At 63.8% G+C, this 24,943-nt stretch carries 22 protein-coding genes; 8 read left to right on the top strand and 14 right to left on the bottom strand.

The annotated features are described in order from the left end of the window. Window positions 1-181 precede the first annotated feature (181 nt). Together JHD59_RS10555 and JHD59_RS10550 are read right to left on the bottom strand one after the other, a co-directional pair. On the bottom strand, window positions 182-676 hold the full coding sequence (locus JHD59_RS10555) for a DUF523 domain-containing protein (RefSeq protein ID WP_199154196.1): 495 nt from the start codon (window positions 674-676) through the stop codon (window positions 182-184). Continuing rightward, window positions 673-2,121, bottom strand: a complete 1,449-nt coding sequence (locus JHD59_RS10550; protein WP_199154195.1) for a PLP-dependent aminotransferase family protein — start codon at window positions 2,119-2,121, stop codon at window positions 673-675. Before JHD59_RS10550 ends, JHD59_RS10555 begins: the two co-directional genes overlap by 4 nt. Before the next feature lie 90 nt (window positions 2,122-2,211). On the opposite strand from JHD59_RS10550, the gene JHD59_RS10545 reads away from it, so the two are divergent. The 4 genes from JHD59_RS10545 to JHD59_RS10530 all read left to right on the top strand — a co-directional run bounded on the left by JHD59_RS10545 (window position 2,212) and on the right by JHD59_RS10530 (window position 5,602). After that, window positions 2,212-2,604, top strand: coding sequence for a rhodanese-like domain-containing protein (locus JHD59_RS10545; protein WP_199154194.1), 393 nt, complete (start codon window positions 2,212-2,214; stop codon window positions 2,602-2,604). Then, window positions 2,594-3,337, top strand: a complete 744-nt coding sequence (locus JHD59_RS10540) for a GNAT family N-acetyltransferase (RefSeq protein WP_233163995.1) — start codon at window positions 2,594-2,596, stop codon at window positions 3,335-3,337. The genes JHD59_RS10545 and JHD59_RS10540 overlap by 11 nt, the downstream gene beginning before the upstream one ends. After that, on the top strand, window positions 3,334-4,080 hold the full coding sequence (locus tag JHD59_RS10535) for a GNAT family N-acetyltransferase (RefSeq protein ID WP_233163994.1): 747 nt from the start codon (window positions 3,334-3,336) through the stop codon (window positions 4,078-4,080). The genes JHD59_RS10540 and JHD59_RS10535 overlap by 4 nt, the downstream gene beginning before the upstream one ends. Before the next feature lie 76 nt (window positions 4,081-4,156). After that, window positions 4,157-5,602: a hypothetical protein gene (locus JHD59_RS10530; RefSeq protein ID WP_199154193.1), complete on the top strand. Its 1,446-nt coding sequence runs from the start codon at window positions 4,157-4,159 to the stop codon at window positions 5,600-5,602. Between the two features lie 142 nt (window positions 5,603-5,744). On the opposite strand, the gene JHD59_RS10525 is transcribed toward JHD59_RS10530, so the two are convergent. Continuing rightward, window positions 5,745-7,100, bottom strand: a complete 1,356-nt coding sequence (locus JHD59_RS10525; RefSeq protein WP_199154192.1) for an aldehyde dehydrogenase family protein — start codon at window positions 7,098-7,100, stop codon at window positions 5,745-5,747. Window positions 7,101-7,292: 192 nt separating this feature from the next. Here JHD59_RS10525 and JHD59_RS10520 point away from each other — a divergent pair, with 192 nt between their 5' ends. Then, window positions 7,293-7,943: an acyl-homoserine-lactone synthase gene (locus tag JHD59_RS10520; protein ID WP_199154191.1), complete on the top strand. Its 651-nt coding sequence runs from the start codon at window positions 7,293-7,295 to the stop codon at window positions 7,941-7,943. On the opposite strand, the gene JHD59_RS10515 is transcribed toward JHD59_RS10520, so the two are convergent. Further along, complete coding sequence (locus JHD59_RS10515; protein ID WP_199154190.1) at window positions 7,864-8,661, bottom strand: LuxR family transcriptional regulator; 798 nt, start codon at window positions 8,659-8,661, stop codon at window positions 7,864-7,866. The genes JHD59_RS10520 and JHD59_RS10515 overlap by 80 nt on opposite strands. Window positions 8,662-9,344: 683 nt before the next feature. Between JHD59_RS10515 and JHD59_RS10510 the strand changes: the two genes are divergently transcribed. Next, complete coding sequence (locus tag JHD59_RS10510) at window positions 9,345-10,316, top strand: LysR family transcriptional regulator (RefSeq protein WP_199154189.1); 972 nt, start codon at window positions 9,345-9,347, stop codon at window positions 10,314-10,316. Between the two features lie 45 nt (window positions 10,317-10,361). On the opposite strand, the gene JHD59_RS10505 is transcribed toward JHD59_RS10510, so the two are convergent. The 10 genes from JHD59_RS10505 to JHD59_RS10460 form a co-directional block, all read right to left on the bottom strand. Beyond that, the gene (locus JHD59_RS10505; RefSeq protein ID WP_103319580.1) at window positions 10,362-11,120 is read right to left on the bottom strand and encodes a GGDEF domain-containing protein; all 759 of its coding nucleotides are present in this window, start codon (window positions 11,118-11,120) and stop codon (window positions 10,362-10,364) included. A 69-nt stretch (window positions 11,121-11,189) separates the two neighbouring features. After that, window positions 11,190-11,618 (bottom strand): SCP2 domain-containing protein, encoded by a 429-nt coding sequence (locus JHD59_RS10500; RefSeq protein ID WP_199154188.1) that lies wholly within the window; start codon window positions 11,616-11,618, stop codon window positions 11,190-11,192. Then, entirely contained in the window at window positions 11,605-12,537 is a 933-nt protein-coding gene (locus JHD59_RS10495; RefSeq protein ID WP_199154187.1) for a U32 family peptidase, read from the bottom strand. Before JHD59_RS10495 ends, JHD59_RS10500 begins: the two co-directional genes overlap by 14 nt. 16 nt (window positions 12,538-12,553) lie before the next feature. Beyond that, window positions 12,554-13,570, bottom strand: coding sequence for a peptidase U32 family protein (locus JHD59_RS10490; protein ID WP_199154186.1), 1,017 nt, complete (start codon window positions 13,568-13,570; stop codon window positions 12,554-12,556). A gap of 80 nt (window positions 13,571-13,650) precedes the next feature. After that, window positions 13,651-14,028: a prepilin-type N-terminal cleavage/methylation domain-containing protein gene (locus tag JHD59_RS10485; RefSeq protein WP_158248738.1), complete on the bottom strand. Its 378-nt coding sequence runs from the start codon at window positions 14,026-14,028 to the stop codon at window positions 13,651-13,653. Next, window positions 14,025-15,842, bottom strand: a complete 1,818-nt coding sequence (locus JHD59_RS10480) for a hypothetical protein (protein WP_199154185.1) — start codon at window positions 15,840-15,842, stop codon at window positions 14,025-14,027. The genes JHD59_RS10485 and JHD59_RS10480 overlap by 4 nt, the downstream gene beginning before the upstream one ends. Further along, window positions 15,839-16,432 (bottom strand): hypothetical protein, encoded by a 594-nt coding sequence (locus tag JHD59_RS10475; protein WP_199154184.1) that lies wholly within the window; start codon window positions 16,430-16,432, stop codon window positions 15,839-15,841. The genes JHD59_RS10480 and JHD59_RS10475 overlap by 4 nt, the downstream gene beginning before the upstream one ends. Beyond that, on the bottom strand, window positions 16,423-16,932 hold the full coding sequence (locus tag JHD59_RS10470; protein ID WP_199154183.1) for a GspH/FimT family protein: 510 nt from the start codon (window positions 16,930-16,932) through the stop codon (window positions 16,423-16,425). Before JHD59_RS10470 ends, JHD59_RS10475 begins: the two co-directional genes overlap by 10 nt. Further along, entirely contained in the window at window positions 16,929-17,375 is a 447-nt protein-coding gene (locus JHD59_RS10465) for a type IV pilin protein (protein WP_199154182.1), read from the bottom strand. Before JHD59_RS10465 ends, JHD59_RS10470 begins: the two co-directional genes overlap by 4 nt. 139 nt (window positions 17,376-17,514) lie before the next feature. Further along, window positions 17,515-17,898: a SirB2 family protein gene (locus JHD59_RS10460; RefSeq protein WP_103319593.1), complete on the bottom strand. Its 384-nt coding sequence runs from the start codon at window positions 17,896-17,898 to the stop codon at window positions 17,515-17,517. Between the two features lie 213 nt (window positions 17,899-18,111). On the opposite strand from JHD59_RS10460, the gene recC reads away from it, so the two are divergent. Together recC and recB are read left to right on the top strand one after the other, a co-directional pair. Further along, window positions 18,112-21,354, top strand: a complete 3,243-nt coding sequence (gene recC, locus JHD59_RS10455; protein WP_233163992.1) for an exodeoxyribonuclease V subunit gamma — start codon at window positions 18,112-18,114, stop codon at window positions 21,352-21,354. Then, entirely contained in the window at window positions 21,351-24,917 is a 3,567-nt protein-coding gene (gene recB / locus JHD59_RS10450) for an exodeoxyribonuclease V subunit beta (RefSeq protein WP_199154181.1), read from the top strand. The genes recC and recB overlap by 4 nt, the downstream gene beginning before the upstream one ends. The last annotated feature ends 26 nt before the right edge of the window (window positions 24,918-24,943 follow it).

Genomic DNA, 24,943 nt, shown 5'->3' with positions numbered 1-24,943 from the left:
CAGGATCGTGAAACGCCTTAGCGCCGATGATAGTGTGGCATTCGCCATGTGAAAGTAGGACACCGCCAGACGCCTCATACGACAAAGCCCAGCTCACACGAGCTGGGCTTTGTGCTTTGCGCGCGCCGAATGCGCGACACCCGCCCCGACAGACACTGCCGGGGCTTTGGCGTTTAGGGGGCTAGTCGTCCCCATCCTGCCGCAGCAAGGCATCGACTTCCTCTTCATTCCACACTCGGATGCCATGTTGGCTCAACAGGCTGGCGGTCACGCCTTGGCCGTCGCGCAAGGTTTTGCCGAAACTGCCATCGTAGATTTGCCGATTGCCACAGGATGGGCTGTTGGCCTTTAGCAGCGCCAGTTTGCAGTCACCCTGTTGGGCCAGGCGCAAGGTTTGCCAAGCTCCGGTGATGAATGCCAGGCTGACATCCTGCCCGTCTCCGGTTTGGACCGATGCTTGCTGCGTCAGCACATCATTGCCCGAGCCGCCTATGATCTCTGCCGCGGGTCTTGGCGTGGGAAGACCGCCCAGGCACTCCGGACAGGCTGGAATGAGTTCGAATCTATCGTGGATCTTCGTCCAGTCGACATCGCGCATGGGTTTGGATTGGCCGTCATAGCGCACTGGCTGTCCCAGCAGGCAGGCGCTGATCAGGAGGTTGGCTTTTTGGGTCACAGTCTGCTCTCCAGAAGTCTGGCCAGCGCTTGGCTGGCGGGGGCGATGCGTTCGTCCGGCACGGCCGCGTAACCGAGCACCAATCCGTTGCGATCGGCTTTGGCCAGGAAGTGACGAGCCAGCGGTCGCAGCCAGAGCCCTTGCTTGGCCGCGGCATCCTGCAGCTCCCATTCGTCAAAGCCCAAGGGCAGATTGGCCAGCAGATGCATGCCAGCCTCGCCGCCCGATATCGGCAAGGCATCGCCCAGGTAGCGCGCCATGGCGGTTCGCAGCAGATGCTGCCTGTGCGCATACAGTTCGCGCATATTGCGGATGTGTTGGGCAAAGTGGCCGCGCTCGATGAAATCGGCCAGCGCCGCCTGGTGGAGGTAGCCGGTTTCGCCGTGCAGCCGTGCCTGGCAATGGCGGAAGGCCTCGACCAGTTCAGGCGGCAGCACAAGATAGCCCAATTTCAGCGCGGGGAACATCACCTTGCTGAAGGTGCCCAGATAGATGACGCGATTATCCTGATCCAGGCTTTGCAAGGCGGCTAATGGATTGGCGGTATGGCTGAACTCGCCGTCGTAGTCGTCCTCGATGATCCAGCTATCGTGATGCCGCGCTGTCTGCAACAGTTCCAGCCGCCGCGCCAGCCCCATGATGACGCCGGTTGGATACTGGTGCGCCGGCGTGGTGTAGATCAGTTTGGGAGAGGCTGCGCAGGATAGGGGCGCGAGTCCATGCTGATCCACTGGAACTGGGCGGCAAGCCAGCCCAGCTTCCAGCATCGCGGCTTGGGCGCCGGTATAGCCTGGCTCCTCAAGCCAGGCGATGTCGCCGGGATCGGCCAACAGCTTGGCGATGAGCGCCAGTCCGACTTGCGTGCCGCTGGTGACCAGGATCTGCTCCGGGCTGCAGCGCACGGATCGGGTCAGGAACAGGTACTCCGCCAGCGCATGGCGCAGCGCCTGCAGGCCGCCCTCACGCTGATAATGCATCCATTCCAGCGGCGCGGTTCGTTGGCTGCGCGCCAGACACTTTTGCCATTGCTGATGGGGAAAACGTGCCAGCTCGGGCTGGCCGGGGATGAAGGCGCCAAATTGGCTGGCGGGCAGAAGGCTGTAAGCTTGCAGCTGTACGCCGCGCCGCGATAGCTCTCGTCGCGGCAAGGCGGCGGGAGCAGGCGATGCCGTGGACGCAAACGCCTGGCAGACATAAGTGCCCGAACCATGCCGGCTTTCCAGATACCCTTCGGCAATCAGTTGCTCATATGTGGCAAGCACGGTATTGCGACCCAATGCCAGCGCCTCGGCCAGCTGGCGGCTGGCGGGCACCGCGCTGCCGGGCGCAAGCCGGGTTTGGCGGATCAGCTCTCGCAGGTGTCGATACAGTTGGCGTGACAGGTTTTCCCCCTGGCCGCGCAGCAGCCGGGGTTTGAGGTAAGAACAGAGCCAGTCGCGATTCAAGGTGGTTCCATCAAATTAATGAATGTGGTCCTTCAGATGGTGCTGCTTGTGTCGTAGGATAACAGCATCGTAACGTGCTGGAGCAAGGTGATGATCAGTCAGGAAGCGTTCTATGCCGCCAAGTTGGCGTATGAGATGGATGCCGCCGATGTGGCGCAGGTTTTCGCCCAAGGCGATGACTCGCTGGTATTAGTCGATACCCGCAGTGCGGAAGCGTTTGCCCATGAAACCATTCCCGGAGCGATCAGCCTGCCGCACCGGCTGATGACTGAGGAAAGCACCGCCCATCTTGCGCGCGAGCGCACCTACGTCACTTTTTGCGACGGCATTGGCTGCAACGGCTCCACCAAGGGCGCACTGAAGTTGACCCGGCTTGGTTTCAAGGTCAAGGAGCTGCAGGGCGGCATCGATTGGTGGAAGCGTGATGGCTACGCCACGACGCTGCACGCCGGCTGCGGCAAGGACGTATGCGATGCGTGCTGACTGGGACGCGCTGGCGCAGCCGGCCGAGCAGATTTCGACCGGGCAGTGGGTGGGCTTGCCAGTAGAGGGCTGGACGGGCGCGACATACCCGCCGCGCCAAGTCCTGACCGGGAGGCATGGCCGAGTGGAGCCGCTGGATGCCGAGCGGCATGGCGCTCAGTTGTACGAAGCCTTGCATCAGATGGCGGGCGGTGCCAACTGGACCTACCTTAGCCACGGCCCGTTTCACAGTCTGGAGGATTGGCAGACTTGGATGCAGGCCCATGCCGGACGGGAGGATCCGCAGTTTTATGCGATCGTCGATGCCAGGGACGATGTGGCTATCGGCTTGTGCAGCTATCTGCGCATTGCGCCTGCCGACGGTTGCATCGAAGTGGGATTTCTCAATTTCTCTCCGCGCCTGCAGCGCAGTCGCTTGGCCACCGAGGCGATGTACCTGATGATGCGCAATGCGTTTGAGCTCGGCTATCGGCGTTACGAGTGGAAATGCGACGCCCAGAACGCTCCGTCGGTGAAGGCCGCGCTGCGGCTGGGTTTCACCTTTGAAGGCTTGTTCCGCCAGGCGCGCACCAATAAGGGACGCAACCGGGATACCGCCTGGTTCTCCATTCTGGACCATGAGTGGCCGCAGCGGCGGCGAGCGCTGGAAGAGTGGTTGGCGGATGCCAATTTCGACGCGCAAGGGCGGCAATTGCGCAGTCTCTCGGAGTTTGCTGCGGAGGCGGCGGCTTGAGCTTGGTCGCGGATACGGGCGCGCTGGCTCAAGCGGCGGCTTTCAATGCCGTGGGGCAGCCTGTCGGTTGCGAGGTAGATCGATGGAGCGGGGCGGCTTGGCCGCCGAGTATTGTCTTGCAGGGCCGCTTCTGCCGCCTGGAGGCCTTGGATGCGGCGCGGCATGGACGGGACTTGTTTATCTGCCTGCATGCCGATGCCAGCCGCGCGAACTGGACGTATCTGAATCAGGGACCGTTCGCGTCCTTCGATGCATGGCAGTCCTGGCTGGCGAGCGCGATCCAGGTCAAGCGTACCTGCTATTACGCGCTGATCGATGCCGATAGCGGCATGGCGCAGGGTATGGCCGCGTATATGAATGCCCAGCCTGAAGACGGCTGCGTCGAAATCGGCGGGGTGCATTTTTCGCCGGCCATGCGCCGCAGCCGGCTGTCGACGGAGGCGATGTATCTGATGCTGAAGCAGGTATTCGAGCTGAATTACCGCCGCTGCGAGTGGCGTTGCGACGCGCATAACGCATCGTCGGCGCGCGCCGCCTTGCGTTTGGGCTTCACGTTCGAGTGCCTGTGGCGGCAACGCCGGGTCAGCAAGGGACGCAATCGCGACGCGGCCTGTTTCTCTATGCTGGATCACGAGTGGTCGGCGAGGCGCCTGGCCTTGGAGAGCTGGTTGCATCCGATCAATTTCGATGCGGCGGGCCGGCAGCGATGCGATCTGGCCCATTTCATGGCGCGGCAGGGCTAATTCGCTCTTTGGACTTCATGCGGGGAGGCTGCGGCGCTACAATGGGTGACTGTAATCCCTTGATAGTGTTGTCTGAATGAAATCTCTGCCGCGCAACGCCCGCATCCGGGGCGAGCCTTTCCTGCCCAGCCGCTTTATTTTCGGCGATGCCGTCGATGACGAGGGCTTGGAGGGGAGCGAATACCTGGTACATACCGAATCCCCTGCCTTCATTTGCCGGCTTGTAGGCAACGATGATACCGATTTTCCCGGCCGCGAAAGCGAGGGCTTGGCCAGCGCCGTACTGTATGACGAGGCGGAGAAGATCACGGTCTATGTCTGCAATTTGCGGCTGAGGCTGTTCGACTTCAATTTCTATGATGAGGTCGAACCCAATGTCGGCCAGTTGCAGGATATCTGCGATGAGGCGATGCGCGCCTACCAGAAACTGCAGAAAGCCTATGCCGAGCGCGACGCCGCCGGTCCGCCGCCGCGCGAGATGCGAACGGGGCCGACCAAGCCATTGCCCCCGGCCGAGCGTCAGCAGGCGATTAGCCAGTTGATCGAGCAGGCCCGCCTGGCGATGGGCAAGCCCATGGGCGGCATGCAACTGGCTGCCGCCGTGCAGATGGCGCTGATGGCCGGCGATCAGGCCGTGTTCACCGAGGCCCAGCTGGCCTTGCTGGCGGAGCCGGACGCGCGGCAATTGCTGATCCAGCGCGCGCGCGATGCCGTTGCCTTCCCCGAAGTGCTGCGCAAGGACGGCTCCGTGGTGTCGTTTGAACTGTGGGCGTTGCCGTTTGCCTTCTCTCGCAGCCAGGGAGGCGTATGGTGGCATTTCCCGCGGCTGGAAGCCTTGGAGGTGGCCTTGGCCGATGCGCTGGAGGTGCCGGAAAAGTCGATTCTGTGGATTTCGCCCACCCTGTTCACCGTGGACATGCTGAATGAGCGTGGTTGCCAGGATCTGGTGCAACTGGCGCCGGTGATGGACGCCGGCTGCGATTTCGCGCCGCTGGACCCGGAATCGTCGCGCGCCACTTATGAGGCGGCGCGCAAGACGAATGATCCGCAGTTGGTGATGGCGTGGATTCCATTCCTTGTGGAGCGCGGCGCGCTGCCGATGGACAAGGCGCGCCGCTTGGCCCGCCGGGCGCTGGATGTGGCCATGCCGCTGGTGCAGCAAGCGGTTGCCGCCGAGATGGAGTATGGCGAGGCGGAACTGTTTGCTCCCTTGCCGTGGTGGGAGGCCTTATCCAGCGGCATGCGCGCCTGGAACCGCAAGCGTCTGGGCGTGACAGCAGCCTTGCTGGCCGCCAGCCAGGGCGGCATCGACAAGCTGGAAGCGGTGGCCGAGTATCAGCCCGAAATCCAGGGCTTTGAAGTGGCCTTGCGGGTGAAGGGGCGCGATGAGGTGGAAGCGCGCGTGCCTTGGCTGGTGGTGCCGGATGTGGCGCCGGACCGCGACGCCGCTTGGCGCGACTTGGCCGATTGTCTGCGTGAGGCCGGCATGCCGTTGTCGCAAAGCGTGGCGCGTTTGCACTGATGGCCACGCCAGCAGCAGAAAAGGGGCCTTGCAGCCCCTTTTTCTATTGCGGCTTGAAACCAAGCGCTGATTTTGCTTGGCGCCGCTCTTCGCATTTTGAGCCTTGGGCGGCGCTGCACTCCTTTGTTGCTGTTGGTGCCCGCTACTTCTGCCAATAGGTTTTGACGTTGACGAATTCGTACAGGCCGAATTCCGACAACTCGCGTCCGTAGCCCGACGCTTTGACGCCGCCAAACGGCAATCTCAGGTCGGAACTGGTGTGGCGGTTGATGAACACGCTGCCGGCTTCAATTTGCCGCGCCAGCGCCCAGGCCCGCTCATTATCGGCGCTGTAGATGCTGGCGCCCAGCCCGAATGGCGTGTCATTTGCCAGGCGGATGGCGTCAGCCTCATCGCTGGCGCGCAGAATGCTGGCGACCGGGCCGAACACTTCCTCGTGATAGACCCGGCAGGCGGCTGTCACGCGATCCAGTACGGTCGCGGGATAGAAAAAGCCGGGCGTCTGCGGCATCTGTCCACCCAAGCGCAGCTTTGCCCCATTATGGCAGGCATCCAGCACTTGGGCGTGCAAGGCTTCCCGGAGGTCGGCGCGAGTCAGCGGCGACAGCGTCGTCGCCGGATCGCGCGGATCGCCGGCGCGCAATTTGGCGGCTTCGGCGCAAAAGGCCTCGACGAAGGCGTCCGCCACTTCCGGCACCACGATCATCCGCTTGGCGGCATTGCAGCTCTGGCCGGCATCGCGAAAACGCGAGTTGGCGGCATCGCGGGCGGCGGCTTCGATATCGGCATCGGCGAGCACGATGAAGGGGTTGCTGCCGCCGAGTTCCAGCACCGTTTTCTTCAGATGCTTGCCGGCCAGCGAGGCGATGATTCTGCCGGTGTGGGTGGAGCCGGTGAAGGCGACGGCATCGCAACGGCGGATGGCGTCCTCCACCAGCTCGGTATCAATCCACGCCATGTCCATCACCGCCAGTCCGGATTGGCGGATGCAGTCCAGCAGCAATTGGCTGCATTGCGGAACCGAGGGCGCCGGCTTGACCAGGCAGGCGTTGCCGGACATCAGCGCGGGAATGGCGAAACGCAGCACTTGCCAGATGGGATAGTTCCACGGCATCACGGCCAGAACCAGTCCGAGCGGCTCGAACGCCACGCCGCTGCGGCTAGCCTGGGTGGGAATCTGCAGTGATTGCAATAGCTCAGGCGCCAATGCCGCGTAGTAACGGATCAATTGCACCGATTTGTCGATTTCGGCCAAACATTCGCCGGTGCGTTTGCCGACTTCCTGGGTGATCAGGTAGGCCAAGGCATCGCGTTGTTGGGCCAGCTGCTCCGCCAAGCGCAGAAGCTGGGCTGCGCGCTGTTCTACCGTCAACGCGGCCCAACAGTCTTGTGCTGCGCTCAATTGTTTCAGCGCCAGGTCAAGCTCGTGGGCGTGCCAAGTGGGGCGGGTGTAGCAGACCTCCCCGGTGGCGGGGTTGCAACTGGTAAAGGCATTCATTGTGGTGTGATCAGGAAAAATTGGTATATGTAATGATGGTTTATCGAACGAAAAGTTATAGCTTACAAAAGCTAAACTTTTAATTATATATTTTAACTGGTTTAAAGAGTCTGACAGTTATGCCAGATTCGGGACTTGACTACTCGCTTTACAGTACCACCTGCCGAAGCAAAATCAAAATAGGAGGCTATGGTGGGAACTTTTTATGCATTGCAACTGGATGGCTTGACTCTGGAACAAGTGGTGGACCAAAAGACTGAGAAAGATTTGATGTCGTTTCGACACAGAGTTTTCAGAGAGAGTTTGGGGTGGTTGCCCGTAGCGCCGAATGGGTCAGATCGGGATGAGTATGATGTCGTTTCCAATAATCTGGCGATATGCCAATCAAAAGATGTAGTTGGTTCTTTGAGGTTCACGCCGGGAACGCAAGACTATATGCTGGAAAAGGATTTTTCTCGTTTGCTAAGTAGCAGAGAGACGATCCGGAAAGGAGGAAATAGTGCAGAAATTTCGCGATTTGCAGTGGATCCGACCCTGAGTCCACAACTTCGAGGCTCTGCAGCCCAGTTGCTATATCTCGGATTATGGCAATGGGCGGAATGGAATAATTTGCGCTGGATGTATTTTGTTGTGGTGCCCAGCATGTACCGGCGGTTGGTATCGCTAGGCCTACCGGTTCGTCCACTTGGGGTGCCCCGGCCATTGGATGGTGGCGTGATGTCCATGGCGGGTTATTTCGATTGGCATGCTGTGAACATGGAGGCTATTCACTCGTTGCGCTTGAATGTTGCATTGCCAGATGCATGCCCAAAACGATGGCGTGAGTACGATTATTCGCATTAAGTTTGCGAATTACGTTGGCTACGTGGAATTTCACGGTCCGCTCGCTGATATCTAGGATGGTGGCGATTTCCCAATTGGTTTTGCCGCGGCTCATCCAATGGAAGATGTCATATTCGCGTTGTGACAGCGGCATGCTGCTGGGGGAGGCTGGTGGCAGGTTGGCGATACGGATGGCTGCCTGATGCAAGTGTGGGGTCAGGCAATTCAGCATGGCCACCAAGGCTGCATTGCGGCCAGGCTCGCGGCCTGCTAGTGAAAGGATACTGCCAACATTGTTACGTTCCGATGCCGCGCTGAAGGTAACACCGCAGCCCATGCCATTCGCTGTGGCCTCAGCGATGAAGCGTTTTTCATCGACATCTTTGGCGCGGCTGAAGCGTTCCTCCCACATGACGGGCCCTTGTCCGACATGGATTCGCATAATCGGATCGTGCTGGGCATAGTTTTCCTTCATATATTGCTCCAGCCATTGGGTTGGGTAGCTTACATTCAGGACGCGCTCAAGGCGTTGGATCTGATTTTGGTGGTTGAGCCTGCCAAGGGCGAGAACAATCCGGTCAGATGGCGCTTGCGCCAGGATGACATCCAGAAAAACTTTGAGTTCGCTTTCGGTCTCGATGTGTCCCGCCATGTGGATCCATTCCAACAGCGTCCACTGTTGAGAAGTGGTCAGGCCGGCAGGAAGGGGTCTTGCATTGATGGTTTTCGAGATCGCCATGAACAGGTCTTCCTTGATTTTGTGAGGGCGCACGGTAAATAGTAGCCTACATGCTTTCTGCATGTAAGAACCTTGGCGCAAAAACCATGTGGATTGTTGTTTTTCCGTCCGTCAGTATACCAAATTTGTCCTTCTGCTGATCCTAGGAAAAATACTGATAAATCACAGCTTTGTTTGTCATTGGCAAGACCTTTACAATATGTAACCGCTTTATTGCTGATAAATTCTTGACATTCTCTATTTTTCAGGTGGCAATTTATGCCATGTGGGAAGTTTGAGGGCACCCACAGGCCATCGCTTGCGCTATACAAGCTCGATTGGGAATCTGGCACGGTTTGTCGCATCAAAGCCTCAGAACGAAGGCATAAATTGTAAGCAAAAGCTAATAAATTCTGGCAAGCAAACGCTTAAAAGCGCATAATTGCTTCGCATAAAAAATAAACATGACTGGCCTCGTCACCTCGGCGATAAGGGCTGGCAGGCAGTTGGGGAAGTGTGGGTTCTGTAGTGAATGAGGCTGGTGACGTGATGACCATTTTTTAGAAGAATCTTCAATATCATGCGGGAGTGGTGTAATCTTTTTTAAGTATTTACATTCAATCCCGTGAACGGCGGTGTTCGCCCCATGGTCCTAGTCGTTCAAGACCCGTGCGCAACATGCCAGTTCAGGAATCGCCTCGCCTATGGATACCTTAAAAGCTCTAATGGTCTTCATGACCACTGCTGAAAACGGCAGTTTTTCGGATGCGGCCCGCAAGCTCGGCGTGTCGCCGGCTGCCATCAGCCAGAGTATCGCCAGACTGGAACAGGAGCTGGAAGTGCGCCTGTTCAACCGCACCACGCGCCAGTTGACGCTGACCGAGGATGGTCGCCGTTTTTACGCGCAGTGCCGTGGTCCGGTCAATAATCTGGATTCTGCCATCAACCAACTGAAGGCGAGCCGCGATGAGCCGGCCGGGCATCTGCGCGTCAGCATGCCCAACTCCTTTGGCCGACGCTTCATTCTGCCCATCATGGGCGAGTTCTGCGAGCGCTATCCCAAGGTTCGCGTTTTCTTCGGCCTGGACGACCACTTCAGTGACCTGATCGAGGACGGCTACGATGTGGGCGTGCGCACCGGCATGATGCCGGACAGCCGGATGGTGGCGCGCAATCTGTCGCAGATGCCGCTGTATGTGGTGGCGTCGCCGGCCTATTGGGACCGCTATGGCCGGCCGACCACGCCGGAGGAATTGGGCAATCATGACTGCATCAACTTCCAGTTCCCGACGTCCGGCCGCTTGTTCAAATGGGAGTTCGACCGCAAGGGCGAGCGCATCCCGGTTGAGGTGAACGGCACTTATACTCTGAACGACATGGAGGCGGTGGCCGAGCTGGCCAGGCTGGGCATGGGGGTGGCGCAATTGCCGGGCCACGAGGTGGTGCATCTGATCCGCAATGGCGAACTGGAACCGGTGCTGACCGACATGGTGTCGCTGGAGCGGTCGATCTACATCTGCTTCCCGCATCGCGACCATATCGCGCCGCGTACCCGCGTATTCGTCGATTTCGTGGTGGAGAAGCTGGCGGATCATCCGGACATCATGGCCGACCTGCCGGGATTGGACCTGAGCGCCAAGCGCAGCGCGGTGCAACAAAGCATAGGCATCGTCTGATCGATTGCGTCTTGCCATGAAAAAGGCCGGCATTGCCGGCTTTTTTCATGCGCTCAAGGGTTCGTCTGTTCCAAACTCTCCCACAACCCTATTGCGGCCGGCCTGTTTGGCGGCATACAGCCGCATGTCGGCGCGATGAATCAGGCTATCCGGGGTGTCGTCTTCCTGCAGCGTGGCGACGCCTATGCTGGCGGTGACGGCGGACACCGGGGCGAAATCGGTTTCCTGCAACAGCCGGCCAATGTCGGCCGCCAGCTGCAACGCGCCCAGTTGCCCGGTTTCGGGGCAGACGACGATGAACTCCTCCCCGCCCCAGCGCGCCACCGTGTCGAGCTGGCGAGCGCGTGTTTGCAGGACTTTGGCAAAGCGATGCAGCACCGCGTCGCCAACCTGGTGGCCATGGTTGTCATTGATGCACTTGAAGTGATCAATATCGATCAATAGCACGGAAAAGGGGCGGTTGGAGCGGAAGCTGCGTTCGGTTTCGCGCTGCAACATCTGGTTGGCGCGGCGGCGGTTGGCCAGATTGGTGATGTCGTCACGCTCGGCCTGCCGCCGCAGCACCTTGAGCAGACCGCGCGCTTCGCGCAGGCGGCGGATGGCGAATACCGTCATGGACACCGCCAGCGAGAAGCCGACCAGCATCACCTCATCCAGCGGGGTATCGGGATGGTTGTGGAACCAATCATCCAGCTTGTCGAAGAGTTCGAAATAAACGAACAGCGCAAAGCACGCCAGGTTGAACGCGGCAATCCAGGCCAGCTCTATCCAAATCCGCCGTTCTTTGTATGGCCAGTATTTCATGATGCCCCATCTTCGGCAGGTCTAGCTTCTTGCTAGCCCATGGCGAAGAGCGGGGCAAGCCGCGGCGCGTCAAGCCGCCATCAGCCGCGACAGCGGCGTTTCGCTCCAGTCTATGCTGTCCAGCAGATTCTTGACGATCAGGCCTAGCTCGGTGTCGCCCTCGATGCGCAGCTTGCGGTTGAAGAACAGCGTGTCCGGGTCTTCCTCGCGCAGCAGCATGCGGGCGAAGTCGGCGCAGTTTGCCGCCAGTGTCAGGTCCGCTGGGCCGTTGGCGGCGGAAAACCGGCTGTCGGACGCGGCGAGGGTCAGGGTGAGTCCGGCGTCCTCCAGCCGAATCTCGAAGCGCTTGCCGGCCAGCAGCGCCATGTCGACGGGCAAAACGCCGCGCTTGGCCAACTGGTTCAGCGTGGTCGCCAACAACTGGCTGGGCGGCGTGGCCGGCAGCCGAGACAGCAGGCCGGCCACGGCGGAAGGCAGCGTCAGGTCAGGAATGCGCATGTTGTTTCTCCAATGGGCGGATGCCGGCCTGGCCGCGCCAATAGCCGTCCACCAGTTCGCCGGGCGCTTGGCCGGCCAGTGTCGGCAAGAGGGTGTCGATGGGTTCCGGCTGCCGCAGCAGCTGGGCGAAGGCCCGCACCACCGCGTCGGTGCCTTGCGATTGCGGACTGATGCGGACGCGCCGCACGCCGATGTCGTGCATGTCCCGCAAGTGCGGCAGCAAGGCCTGGCAGCCGTCGGACAGGGTCTGGGTGCCGTTGATGGCGAGGAAGCCCTGACGGTCGCGCGTGCTCAGCGTCAAGCCGTCTGGATGCTCCAGGCAGCGGAACTGGCAGTCGTCCTTGTTCAAGTTGTAGTGGCGGGCGGTGAAGCAGCGCGACGACAGCGCCAGCGGCAGGCGGCCCCAGGCGAAAACCTCGGTCTCCATGCTGAGTTGCTGACGATGCGCTTCCGCCAGCACACCGGCCAGCGTGTCGCGGCTCATCTCCACCGGCGGTAGCCAGCGGTAGGCGCCCAGCATTTCCATCACCGCCAGCGTGTCGGCGTTGTAGATGTTGAGATGCGGACCGGCGACGAAGGGCAGGCGTTTTTCGCGCGCCAGGCTGGCCGCGCCCAGGTCATTGGCCTCGATCGCCAGCTCGCCGTTCTCCACCAGTTTGCGCACGCGCTTGATATCGGATTCGCTCTCGATCAGGGCCTGGCAGCTGAGCACGACTTCGCGGCCGGTGGCGGCCAGGTCGGCGGCCAGCGCAATCCAGTCCTGGCCGCGCATCTGCTGGCGGCGGCCGCAGACCACTTCACCCAGATAAATGGTGTCGAGCGGCCAGCCGGCCGCCTCGGCGTAGAAACGCAGGATGTCGTCGCGGCTCCAGAAAAACAGCACCGGGCCGAGCGAGAGCTTCAATGGGATGGCGTTCATGCGGGACTCCTCGCGCTTATTTCCACGGGCGGTTGTAGGCGCCCAGCGTTTGCTGGCAGCCTTCCGCCACCTTGTTCAGCGCCTGCTGCCATGCCGCCTGCACCATGAAACGCTGCCGTTCGCGGCCGGCGGCGTCCAGCGCCTGGCGCAGTACGCGGGTGACCTGGGCGACATAGGCCGGGCTGCGCTGGCGGCCCTCCACCTTGATGGCGGCCACGCCTATCTCCAGCAGCTGCGGCAGCATCGGCAGCACGTTCAGGCTGGTGGGCTCTTCCAGCGCGTAATAGGTGTCGTCGTTCACTTCAAAGCGGCCCTTGCACAGCGTGGGGTAGCCCGCGGGTTGGTCCTTGGCGTAGCGGTCGATCAGGATGCCGCCCAGCCGGGCATCGAGGTGGTTCGGTCCCTGCTGCCATTGCACGAACTTGGCCGGCGAACACACGCCATGGCTGTTCGGCGATTCGCCGGTGGCGTAGCTGGACAGCAGGCAACGGCCTTCCACCATCACGCAGAGGCTGCCGAAGCCGAAGACCTCTATCTCCACCGGACTGTGTTCGATCACCTGCCGCACTTGCTCCAGCGTCAGCACGCGTGGCAGCACGGCGCGCTGGATGCCGAACAGCTCATGCGCCAGCCGCAGCGCCTCGCGATTGGTGGCGGAGCCTTGCACCGACAGGTGCAGCCGCAGATCCGGATGGCGGCTGCGGGCGTAGGCCAAAAGGCCCAGGTCGGCCAGGATCACGGCGTCCACGCCCAGGTCGGCGGCTTGGTCCACCGCGCGCTGCCAGCGGGCGATGTCGCCGCCCTGGGCGTAGGTGTTGATGGCCAGCAGGGTCTTGCGGCCGCGGTCTCGCGCGTAGCGGATGCCGATGCGGGCGGTGTGTTCGTCGAAGTTGAGCCCGGCGAAATTGCGGGCGTTGGTATCGTTCTTCAGGCCGAAATAGACGGTGTCGGCGCCGTTGTCGACGGCGGCCTTGAGCGCGGGCAGGCTGCCCGCCGGGCACACCAGTTCCGGCAGATGCTGTCTGGCTGGCATGGAAAGTCACAGATAGGGGAAATGCGGCGACAGTAGCAGATGCCGCCTGGCCAGCCCTTGCTTTGGGTCAAGCGCGGCAGTCACTTGGCCGGCGGCGGGACGACGTTCAGGACGGTGGGCGCGCTCAGGCGCAGCGTGTTCTCATCGCCTTGGCTGTCGGTCCATTGCATATAGACCGTGATGGTGTTGTCTTTTTCTTCGCGCCGGCAGCGGAAGCGGGACAGCGCGCCGTTGCCGCGAAACGCGGCATAGTCGGCTTGGGCGCAATCGACGAGCGCGCCGTTATGCCGCTGCTCCAGCACCGCCTGGGCCAGATTGGTGGCGGTGTTGTAGTCGTTGGCGGCCATCTGGCTATGCAGCAGCTCGGTTTGCAGCCGCAGCAGGCCGAGCACGCCAACCGCCAGCACCAGCAGGCTGATCATCATTTCCAGCAGGGTAAACCCGGTTTGGCGTCTCATGAGCCGACTCCGCTGTCCATCCAGCTGTAGGGCAGCGCCGTCAGCGTTTTTTTCGCGCCGTTGTTGCTGCCCTGGCCGGGATCGACGCCGGGTTTGAAGCTGTCGGGCAGGCTGCTCAGGTCTATGGTGGTGCTGCCGCCCCAGTTGTGGCGCAGGCCGGCATCGTTGCTCTGTCGGGCCGCGCTGATATAGCCGTGGATGGTGGTGCTGCCACCGGAGATCAGCATATTGCCGGCCCAGACATTGCCGTATGCCTGGGTGGATGCCCCCAGCGTGATGTTGCCGCCGCGGAATTTTCCGTTGCGGTAGCCGCCGGCCAGCAGCACGGCATGGCCGATGGGGCGGCCCTTGAATATGCCGCCTGGACAGTAATCGAGCGGATAGCTGTTGGGAAAATCGCTGTTGCGGCAGATGCCGATCTGGCCGGCGTAGTTGACGGCGTAGCTGACGTGCTGGCCGCTGGTGACGATATTGCCGGTGGCGATGAAGGTGTTGTGGTAGACGCCGCTGCCGATTTCCAGGTCGCCGTCGAACCACAGCACGCCGGGGGCCATGGTGGTGCCGTTGATTTTCCAGCGGCCGGGCGCGCTGCCGGCGAAGCAATCGCTGGTGTTGGGATCGTAGCCTTTGCAGATCAGGTAGCTGGGGTTGCCGGCCAGGCAGCGGCCGGAGGCATCCAGCTCGCGGCATAAATGATTGGGTTGCTGGCTGTCGGTGGCGATGCCCAGCCGGTAGCTGCCGTCCGGGATGCCATGTATCTGGCGCACGGTGACCAAGACGCGGCCCTTGTCGTCGTATTCGAAGCGGTAGTGGGCTTCATGCCGGAAGTCGTAGGCGTCGATGCGCGGCCGGGTCACTTGCAGCGGCGGCACCGGCTGCAGCTTGAGCTGCAGCTTGGGGTCGACCTGGATGCTGATATCGCGGTTATTGGTGTTGTAACCTAAGCGGCCGGCGATGGCGCCGGATATCGGGGCGCCCCAGCCCTGGATGGTCAGATCGCCCAGCGCCTTCAGGCTGGCCATGCCACCAAACTGCTGGATGTCTACCTTGCCTTCGGTCTCCAGCGCGCCAAGCGGAGCGCCGCCGGTATTGATGAGGACGTTGCCCTTCACCTGCGCCTGCTTGACGGCGGTTTGGCCGCCCGGGCTGTTCAGGAAATCCGCGTTGCCGTTCACGCGCGCCAATTGCTCGACCATGGCGCTGCCCGTCAACGTCAGCTTGCCCATGGCCTTGACCGTTTGGTAACGGCCGTTGGACAGCTCAAGATTGCCGTTGGAGTGCAGCGTGTTGATGGTCTGGTTGCCGCGGACGATGATGTCGCCGGTGCTCTGCAGCGTGTCGATGTTGTCCACGCTGCCGTCCAGCGTGACCGCGCCGTCGACGGTCATGTCGACCGGCTTGTCGCTGATCATCTTGATCGCGCCGCTCAGGTTGAGGTCGCCGACAATCGTGAGCGCGCTCCGCGGCGGGTCCTCGTCGGCGCCTTGCATGAAAATCCGCTGCACCCGAACCTGATGCCCGTCGTAAACACCGATGCTCTCCAAGCGCAGCCGGTTGGCGCCAAGGTCGGTCATTTTGAGTTGGTAGTGCGTGCTGCTCGGCAGCGGCAAGCCCTGGCTCAGCGCGCTTTGCCCGGCGAGCAGTCCCTCTTCGGCGTAGTTCAAGGCTTGATGGTAGCGCTGCTGGTTTTGCGCGTTGGCATGCGCCAGCACCAGTTGGCGCGAACCGGCCAGCAGCACCAGGCTGGCCAGCGCCAGCAGCGTCAATGCCATGAACAGCGTGGCCAGGCCGCGTTGTTTTGCCTGGCCGCTCATCGGACGCTCACCGTCGGCTGATTACGCAGCGTGACGCTGGTGTGGATGTCCAGCTTCTCCTCGCCGGCGCTGCCGGCAGCGTGCGCCGCCACGTCCAGGGCAATGGCATGGGTGCCATCGGCGGAGAATCGCAGCGAGTCGATGACGCCGATATCGGTCTTGCTCAGATCGTCCCACAGCGCGTCTGCCGCGTTGCAACTCCAGCCTGTCTGATCGATGGTCAGGCGCTGGATGCGGCCATTGCCACTCAGGCGGAAGGCGAAGAAGCGCTTGCCGTCATTGTTTTGCGGCGGCGGCGCGTCGTAGGCGTAGCGCAAACAGCGGCCCCCCTGTTCGATGAACAGCTGGCGGTAGGGATTGCTCTGCGCATCGCCGTTGCCGTTCCAGTAGCCGGCGCGGCGCAGCTCCATCGCCATCAGCGATAGCGAGGCGTCCAGCATCGCGCCCAATTGGACTTGGCGGCGGTCATGCGCCTGGCCGCCCAACAGGTTGACCAGCAGGCTGGACATCGCCAGCAGCAGCAACAGGCCTATGGTCATGCCCACCAGCAGCTCCAGCAGGCTGATGCCGCGCATCGCTTTCATGGACACCGCACGGCTCCGTTTTGGATCAGCCCGGTGGACAGCAGCTGCAGCTCTGCCGGTTGGCAGGCCGCGCGTCGCAGTTGCAGCTTGATTTCGTGCTGCAGCGGGCCGTCGGCGTCTTGCGGCATGCCGCGCAGCGGCGAAAACGCCAGTTGCAGCGGCAGGGCTTTGCCCGGCGCGCTCAGGGCGATGCCTGCATGCTGTTCGCTGCTTATGCAGCGCAAGTCGCGGCTGGTGTCGCAGCCATTGGCGATCTTTTGTTCGGACACCCGCATCAACCAGCCGTCTTTCTGCTGGCTGAACTCCACCCACACCAGCCTCTGGCGGGTGGTGGCAAGCTTGCGCGCCAGTTCCAGGCTCTGGTGGATATCGTCCTGCGCGCCCTGCAATTGCTGCCGGGCGATCCACGGGCCTATGGCCGGCAGCGCCAGCGACAGCAAGATCGCCAGCAGCGTCAGCGTGACGAGCAGTTCGATCAGGGTGACGCCGCGCCAACGGGCTTTCATCGCCGGCCCCAGCAGGGCAAGGGCTCCAGCGTGACGGTGTGCTGCCGCTGGGTCAGCGTAATGGTCCGGCATTCGGCGTCGGCGGACTGGGCCCCGCCGGCAACCGCGATGGCGCGGATAAAGTAACTGGAGGCGGCATCCGCGTTGTTTGGCACGCCGGTTTCCAGCCGGTAATAACCCTGGGCGCTGGTGCCGCCGGCAAACGGCGTTTTCAGCTTCTCAAGGGAATCGGCGTAATTCTGGTTGAAGCCGCGATAGCGCAACTGCGCCTGCTGCAGCTGATGCAGCGCGTCCAGCGCGTCGCTGCGGCGGCTGCGCTGCATATAGCCCTGGTAGCTGGGAATGGCGAAACCGAGAATCAGCGCGGCCAGCGTCAGCACGATCAACAGCTCGATCAGCGAGAAGCCGCGCGTCTGTTTCAGCAAGCATGGGGAATGGGTCATCTGGCCACAGGCTCCGACATCAATGGCTTGGGGCAGGCGGGAACATGCGCACTGGCGCGATGGGGCATGGACGGCGCGGCCGCCGTCCCTACCTGTTTCCTAGAAGTTTGAAACCGGACAGTCAAGATCGCCGGAGGCTTTACAGCAGCGGCAGCACCATCTTGGTCTTGGCCACCAGCAGGATGTAGGCGACCACCGCCAACGCGGCGAAGAAGGCCAGACGCCGGCTCTTGGGCGTGGCGCCGCGCAGCGCGATGGTGCCGAGCGCCACATAGGCGACGAGGCCGATGATCTTGGCCAGCAGCCAGGGGCTGTGCAGGATGGGCCAGCCGCCCATCACCACCAGCGCAATCGCGCAGCCCAGCAGCAGCGTGTCGATGACATGCGGCGCGATGCGCAGCGGCTTGTTTTGCAGCAGATGGCCGCGGCCTCCCATCACCAGCGCGCCGCGCGCGGCGAACAGCAGGATGGACAGGATGGCGAAGCCCATATGGGCATGCTTGACGATCAGATACGGATACATGGCGGGTACGGGCTGGGAAGGCGCTGCGCGCCGATGCCGGCCATGGTACACGGGGAGGGCGGCGTTTTGTAGCGCGCCATGCGTGGCGCGAGCGCAGAGAGGGGATTGGCACGGATTGATTCATTGCGCATATGGTATGTCATTGGTATTAGTGGGTGTTGATCAATATCAATCCTGGCGGCGCGCGGCACTGGCCTTGCGATGCCTGGCGCAATGCTACAATCCGGCCATATCCGCATCCGGGCGCGCGCCAACTCCATGCTGTTCCTCTATCAATCCAATCGCCTCGAGCAACTGGGCGAACTGTTCCGCGGCATGACCCAGGCCATGCCGCTGGCCGACCCGTTCGCCGCCGAAACGGTCATCGTGCAAAGCCGCGGCATGGGGCGCTGGATCACCCTGGACCTGGCGCGCCAGGCCGGCGTGGCCGCCAACATCGACTTTGTGCTGCCGGCCGCCTTCGCTTGGCGGCTGATGCAGAAAGTCATGCCGGAACTGCCGAAGAAATCCGCTTTCGTGCCGGAAGTGCTGGCCTGGCGCTTGCTGGCGCTGTTGCCGACGCTGCAGGGCGAGCCGTTCGGCCCGGTGCGGCATTATCTGGAGGGCGGCGAGCGCGCGGCCTTTGAATTGGCCGGCAAGATCGCCGACATCTTCGACCAATACCTGGTGTTCCGTCCGGACTGGATACGCGCCTGGGAAGGCGGCGAGCTGTTGGGCCTGGGCGAGGACGAGGCCTGGCAGGCGGCTTTGTGGCGGCGGCTGGCCGAGAGCGACCCGGGCCGCCACCGGGTGCGCATGCTGGACCAGTTCTTCGCCGAACTGAAACCCGGGCATCTGCCGCCGCGCGTCACCTTGTTCGGCATCGCCAGCCTGGCGCCGATGTATCTGGCCCTGGTCAAGCGCTTGTCCGAGCTGACCGATGTCTGCCTGTTCACGCTGAACCCGTGCGAGGCTTACTGGGGCGACATCGTCGATGCCCGGCGCAAGCTGAAGCTGAGGCAAGCCGGCGACCTGTTCGCCACCGAAGGCCATCCGCTGCTGGCGTCCCTGGGCAAGCAGGGGCGCGATTTCTTCGAACTCATCGCCGAGGACGCTGAGCTGGACGCGCGGCCGCTGTTCGCCGCGCCCAAGGGCGCTAGCCTGCTCGCCCGCTTGCAGCGCGACATTCTGCAGCTGAACGATCCGGCGCAAGACCCGCAGCCATTCGACCCGGCCGATGGCTCGGTGGAGGCGCACGCTTGCCACGGACCGATGCGCGAGCTGGAAGTGCTGAAAGACCGGCTGTTGGCGATGTTCGCCGACGATCCCGCGCTCAGCCCGGCCGACGTGGCGGTGCTGACGCCGGACATCAATGCCTATGCGCCGTATATCGACGCGGTGTTCGGCCGCCGCGACGACGCGCCCAACATTCCGTACAGCATCGCCGACCGCCGCGTCGAGCGCGAGCAGCCGCTGTTGTCCACCTTTGCCGCGGTGCTGAAGCTGGCGGATTCGCGCTTCGCCGCCGACGCGGTGCTGGCGCTGCTGGATTGCCCGGCCTTGCTGGCGCGCTTCGATCTGGCCGACGCCGACCTCGGCTTCATCCAGGACTGGGTGCGCGATGCCGGCATCCGCTGGGGACGCGATGCCGCGCACAAGGCGGCGTTGGGCCTGCCGGCCGAGCCGATGTACACCTGGCGCTGGGGGCTGGACCGTCTGCTGCTGGGCACCGTGCTGCCGCCAGCCTTGGCCGGCGACGAAGCGGGGCTGTTCGCCGGTCTGCTGCCGTACACCGCGGCCCAGGGCCAGCTGGGCGAGACGCTGGCGCGTTTCGCCAATTTCTACGATGCGTTGGATGCGCTGGCGCGCGAGTGGTCCGTTCCCGCCGCGCCGCAGCAATGGGCGCAGCGCTTCCATTGGGCCTGCGACGCGCTGTTTGCGGCGGACGGCGATGACGAAGCCGCGCTGGAACTGCTGCGCGCCGCCTTCGCCGAGTTGGCCGAAGACGCCGATCTGGCCGGTTTCGAGCAGCCGGTAGAGTTGGCGGTGGTCCGCGACTGGCTGCTGCGCCAGCTGTCCTTGTCGTCGGCGCAGGGCTTCCTGTCCGGCGGCGTGACCTTCTGCGCCATGGTGCCGATGCGCTCCATCCCGTTCCAGGTGCTGTGCCTGATCGGCATGAACGACGGCGCCTACCCGCGCGACGAGCGGCCGGTCAGCTTCGATCTGGTGGCGCGCCATCCGCGGCGCGGCGACCGTTCGCGCCGCTTCGACGACCGTTATCTGTTTCTGGAAGCCATCCTGTCGGCGCGCAGCCGCTTGTATCTGTCTTATGTCGGGCAGTCGGCGCGCAGCGGCGAACCGTTGCCGCCGTCGCCCTTGCTGTCCGAGCTGTTCGATACCCTGTCCGCGATGTGCGGCGAGGATATGGCGGCCAAGCTGACTTTGCGCCATCCGCTGCAGCCGTTCGCGCCGCAATCGTTTGATGGCGCCGATGCCCGGCAGGCCAGCTTCGAACCGGCCTTCGCCGCCGCGCTGGCAGCGCCGCCGGCCGAACCCAGGCCATTTGTCGCGGCGATGCCGGATCAGCCGGCGGCGACGCTGGTCAATCTGCACGATTTCATCCGTTTCTGGCAGAACCCGGCCCGCGCTTGGCTGGGGGATCAGCTGGCGATACGCGTAGGGCGAGGCGACGAGGCGCAACCATCGCGCGAGCCGTTTGCGATGGAGCGCGACGCCAGCCAGACGCTGCGCCGCCAACTGGTGGAGGCCATGCTGCACCGCAAGCCGTCCGTCCCGGTGCGCCAGCGGGTGGCCGCCGCCGGGTTGTTGCCCTGCGGCGAGCTCGGCCAGGCCTGGCTGCAGGAAGAGGGCCGCGCCAGCGTGCGCCTGGCCGGCCGCTTGCCGCGCGCGCTGGCCAGCGAGACGCTGCCGCCGCAGCCGGTGCATCTGGAGATCGGCGGTTTCACGCTGGTGGGCGAGCTGTACGGCTTGCGGCCGGAGGGGCGGCTGAGCTTCATCGTCGGCAAGCTGAACGCCGCGCAGCGCATCGAGCTGTGGCTCAGCCATCTGATCCTGTGCGCGGCCCGGCCGGCCGGCATCGCCTGCCACAGCGCCTGCTACGACGACGCCGGCAGCACGCTGCTGCACGACGAAATCGATGCCGCCGGATTGCTGGCTCCATGGCTGGCGCGCTGGCGGCAGGGCCAGGCTCAGCCTTTGCCATTCTTTGGCCGCACCAGCTGGGCCTATGCCGAAGCGCTGGCCAAGAACCCAGAGAATCAGGAGAAAGCCTTGTCCGCCGCCTGGCAAAAATGGGAGCCGAATTTCATCCTGGGCGATGGCATGGCGCAGAAGGATGAGCCGGCCATCGCCCTTGCCTTCCGCCACCAATCGCCGCTGGACGACCCGCTGTTCGCCCAACTGGCGCAGACGCTGTTGCTGCCGCTGGCGGAGCGTTTGCAGGGAGGCGAAGCATGAGCGCGCGTCAAGCTCAGGCGCTGGACGCGCTGCATTGCCCCTTGGCGGGCGTCAATCTGATCGAGGCCTCGGCCGGCACCGGCAAGACCTGGACCATCGCGGCCTTGTTCGCCCGGTTGTTGTTGGAGGAGCGCGCCGGCGCGCCGCCGCCCACCGTGGACCAACTGCTGGTGGTGACGTATACCAAGGCCGCCACCGCCGAGCTGCGCGAGCGGCTGCGCAGGCGGCTGGCCGAGATGCTGGCCGTGCTGGAAGGCAAGGCCGATGGCGACGACTTTCTGCAGGCGTTGGCGGCGCGCTTTCCCGCAGGGCCGGCGCGCGAGCAGGCGCGGCAGCGCTTGATCGCCGCCGTCACCGGCTTCGACGCCGCCGCCATCTACACCATCCACGGGTTCTGCCAACGCGTGCTGACCGATGCCGCCTTCGAGAGCGGCCAGACCTTCCAGGCTGAGCTGGTGGAGGACGACGCGGCGCGGCTGGCGGAAATCGTCGACGATTTCTGGCGCCGCCGCATCATCGCCGAACCGCTGCTGGCCCAGGTGCTGGTGGAGCAGGGGGCCACGCCGGATGCCTGGCTGGCGGAAATCCGCCCGTATCTGTCCAAGCCCTACCTCAAGCTGCGCGCGCCGGACTCGGCCCGTCTGGATACGGCGCGACGGCTGGCGGAGGAACGCTGGCAAGCGCTGGCGGCCGACCCGGCGCGAGTGGAGGAGGGTTTGGCGCTTTTCCTCGCCCACCCCGGCTTCAAGGCCAATATCTACCGTCCCGATACCATGCAGCGCATCGCGGAGACCTTGCGCGGCTGGCTGGCGCTGCCGGACAACCTGCCGGAGCTGGACAGCGACAGCCGCAAGCTGCTGGAAAAGCTGCTGCCGGAATCGCTGGCCAAGGGCATGAAAAAGGGCGGCGAGCCGCCGGCCCATCCGCTGTTCGAACAGGTCGAGGCCTGGCTGGCCGCCTGGGGGCGGTATATGGAGCAGGTCGCCAACTCGCTGGCCGGACTGAAGCTGGAGCTGATCGCCTGGGCCAACGAGGAATTGGCGCGGCGGCGCGGCGCGGAACGCAGCCGCAGCTTTGACGATCTGCTGACCGATCTGGGCGCGGCGCTGGACCATCCGGAAACCGGCGCGCTGTTGGCGGCCCAGGTGGCCAGCGGCTTTGCCGTGGCACTGATCGACGAGTTCCAGGATACCGATCCCACCCAATACCGCATCTTCCGCCGCTGTTTCGTCGAGCAAGGGCGTCCGGTGTTTCTGGTGGGCGACCCCAAGCAGGCGATCTATAGCTTCCGCGGCGCGGACATCTTCGCCTATCTCACCGCCCGCCACGACGCCGAGCGCCACTACACGCTGGACACCAACCGCCGCTCCGACGCGCCGCTGGTCGAAACCGTCAACGCGCTGTTCGGCCGCGAGCTGCCTTTCCTGCTCGATGGCATCGCCTATCAGCCGGTGGCGGCGCAGCCGTCCTCGGGCGCTTATCTGGACGTGGACGACGACCGCGCGGCTTTCAATGCGCAGTGGCTGCAAGCCGGCGACAAGGCCTTGAGCAAGGAAGCGGCGGAAGCGGCGGCCGCCGAGGCGTGCGCCAATGAGATCGCGCGTTTGCTGTCCTTGGCGCTGGAAGATCGCGCCGCCATCGTCAAGGGCGAGGCGAGGCGGCCCCTGGCGGGCGGCGATATCGCGGTGCTGGTGGCCACCCACAGCCAGGGCGACCGGGTGCGCACCGAGCTGCGCGCCCGCGGCGTGGCCAGCGTGGCGTTGACCCAGGAGAGCGTGTTCGCCAGCCGCGAGGCGGAAGAGCTGCTTGCCCTGTTGTCGGCCTGGGCGGAGCCGGCGCACGAGGGCCGTCTGCGCCGCGCGCTGGCCACCGAGCTGGCCGGCCTCGATGCCGCCGAGATCAAGGCCGAGCTGGAAGACGAGTCGCGCTGGGAGCTGCAGCTGCTCAAGAACGGCGCTGATCATCAGCTGTGGCGCGAGCGCGGCTTCATGGCGGCCTGGCGTCATTATTTCGGCCGCGAGCGGGTGGCGGAGCGGTTGTTGCCGCTGCCGGACGGCGAGCGTCGCTTGACCAATCTGGGCCATCTGGCCGAGCTGCTGCAGCAGGAGAGCGAAAGCCGCCAAGGCATGGCGCCGCTATTGGCCTGGTTCGCCGGGCGGGTGGCCGATCCGCCGCGCGGCGAGGACGCGGTGCTGCGGCTGGAGAGCGACGCGGCGCTGGTGAAGATCGTCACCGTTCACACCTCCAAGGGGCTGCAGTACCCGGTGGTGTTCTGTCCGTTTTTATGGAATGGCGCGCTGGAGCGGCGCGGCGCCAGCTTCTGGAGCTATCACGATGGCGACCAGCCCTGGCTGGCGCCGGAGGTGGCGGCCGACGAGGGGGTCAAACAGGCGGCGCGCAGCGAGATGCTGGCGGAGAAGCTGCGCCTGTTGTACGTGGCGTTGACGCGCGCCCAGTATCGGCAATACCTGGCCTGGGGCTGGGTGCGCGAGCTGGAAACCGCCGCGCTGTCGTGGCTGTTGCATGCGCCGGGCGCGCGCAGCCTGGCCGAATTGGAGTCGCAGGCGCTGGACGGCGCCCAGGTGGAGGCGCAGCTGCGGGACTTTCTGGATGGCCGCGGCGCGGCGGCGCGCTGGCTCGTCGATGAAGGTCGGCAGACATTGAGCAGCCTGGACGCCGCCGCGCGCCGCTATGCCGCGCGGCCGTTCGAGCGCAAACTGTTCTCGCCATGGAAGATCGCCAGCTTTACCTCGCTGACGCACGACGCCGGCAGCCATCTGGCCGAGGCGCCGGATTACGACCGCTCGGCCAGGCCGGCCGAGTCCGAACCGGCTGCGGAGCCGCAGTTCGATCGCTTCCATTTCCCGCGCGGGGCCAAGGCCGGCGTCTGCCTGCACGAGATCTTCGAGAAGATCAGCTTCGGCGCGGCGGAGCCGGACATCCGCGCGGCGACGGAACAGGCGCTGGCGCGGCATGGCTTTGGCCTGGAATGGCTGGATGCCGGCTGCGACTTGATCCTGGGCACCTTGGGCGCGGAGATCGCGCCCGGCGCGCGGCTGGGCGATGTGGCCGACCACAAGCGGCTGATCGAGCTGGAGTTCACGCTGCCGGTGAAGCGGCTGGATGTGAAGGCGCTGATCGCGGTCTTGCAAAAGCCCGAGCACGGGCTGGCCGAGCCGTTGCGGGCGGCCGCCGGCGCGCTGGATTTCGCCACGGTGCAAGGGTTTTTGAAGGGTTTTGTCGATCTGGTGTGCGAGATCGATGGCCGCTACTACCTGGTGGATTACAAATCCAACCATCTGGGGAACGATTACGACGATTATCGCGTCGACAGCCTGCTGCAGGCGGTGGCGCGCGAACAATACTATCTGCAGTACCTGATTTATCTAGTGGCGCTGCGGCGCTACTTCGCCGCGCGCGGCGCGGATTGGGACGGCCGCTTCGGCGGCGTGCGCTACCTGTTCCTGCGCGGCATGGGACCGGCCGGATGCGGCGTGTGGGCCGACTCGCCGTCCATCGCCCTGCTCGACGCGCTGGATGGCCTGCTGAAGGGAGATCGGTAGTTATACGCAGTGATGACTACCATAGA

Source organism: Chromobacterium sp. ASV23, assembly GCF_016428945.1.
In the GTDB taxonomy this organism is placed as follows: Bacteria; Pseudomonadota; Gammaproteobacteria; order Burkholderiales; family Chromobacteriaceae; genus Chromobacterium; species Chromobacterium sinusclupearum.
Note: the sequence above shows the minus strand (reverse complement) of the source record. Positions and strands in the feature narration are given on the sequence as shown.

What these genes read in the sequence shown, in the direction of transcription:
- JHD59_RS10490 (WP_199154186.1), bottom strand. Translation starts at nt 13,570, where the DNA reads ATGCCAGCCAGACAGCATCTGCCGGAACTGGTGTGCCCGGCGGGCAGC.
- recB (WP_199154181.1), top strand. Translation starts at nt 21,351, where the DNA reads ATGAGCGCGCGTCAAGCTCAGGCGCTGGACGCGCTGCATTGCCCCTTG.
- JHD59_RS10540 (WP_233163995.1), top strand. Translation starts at nt 2,594, where the DNA reads ATGCGTGCTGACTGGGACGCGCTGGCGCAGCCGGCCGAGCAGATTTCG.
- recC (WP_233163992.1), top strand. Translation starts at nt 18,112, where the DNA reads ATGCTACAATCCGGCCATATCCGCATCCGGGCGCGCGCCAACTCCATG.
- JHD59_RS10480 (WP_199154185.1), bottom strand. Translation starts at nt 15,842, where the DNA reads ATGAGCGGCCAGGCAAAACAACGCGGCCTGGCCACGCTGTTCATGGCA.
- JHD59_RS10500 (WP_199154188.1), bottom strand. Translation starts at nt 11,618, where the DNA reads ATGCGCATTCCTGACCTGACGCTGCCTTCCGCCGTGGCCGGCCTGCTG.
- JHD59_RS10465 (WP_199154182.1), bottom strand. Translation starts at nt 17,375, where the DNA reads ATGACCCATTCCCCATGCTTGCTGAAACAGACGCGCGGCTTCTCGCTG.
- JHD59_RS10545 (WP_199154194.1), top strand. Translation starts at nt 2,212, where the DNA reads ATGATCAGTCAGGAAGCGTTCTATGCCGCCAAGTTGGCGTATGAGATG.
- JHD59_RS10460 (WP_103319593.1), bottom strand. Translation starts at nt 17,898, where the DNA reads ATGTATCCGTATCTGATCGTCAAGCATGCCCATATGGGCTTCGCCATC.
- JHD59_RS10515 (WP_199154190.1), bottom strand. Translation starts at nt 8,661, where the DNA reads ATGGCGATCTCGAAAACCATCAATGCAAGACCCCTTCCTGCCGGCCTG.
- JHD59_RS10470 (WP_199154183.1), bottom strand. Translation starts at nt 16,932, where the DNA reads ATGAAAGCCCGTTGGCGCGGCGTCACCCTGATCGAACTGCTCGTCACG.
- JHD59_RS10510 (WP_199154189.1), top strand. Translation starts at nt 9,345, where the DNA reads ATGGATACCTTAAAAGCTCTAATGGTCTTCATGACCACTGCTGAAAAC.
- JHD59_RS10495 (WP_199154187.1), bottom strand. Translation starts at nt 12,537, where the DNA reads ATGAACGCCATCCCATTGAAGCTCTCGCTCGGCCCGGTGCTGTTTTTC.
- JHD59_RS10525 (WP_199154192.1), bottom strand. Translation starts at nt 7,100, where the DNA reads ATGAATGCCTTTACCAGTTGCAACCCCGCCACCGGGGAGGTCTGCTAC.
- JHD59_RS10485 (WP_158248738.1), bottom strand. Translation starts at nt 14,028, where the DNA reads ATGAGACGCCAAACCGGGTTTACCCTGCTGGAAATGATGATCAGCCTG.
- JHD59_RS10530 (WP_199154193.1), top strand. Translation starts at nt 4,157, where the DNA reads ATGAAATCTCTGCCGCGCAACGCCCGCATCCGGGGCGAGCCTTTCCTG.
- JHD59_RS10505 (WP_103319580.1), bottom strand. Translation starts at nt 11,120, where the DNA reads ATGAAATACTGGCCATACAAAGAACGGCGGATTTGGATAGAGCTGGCC.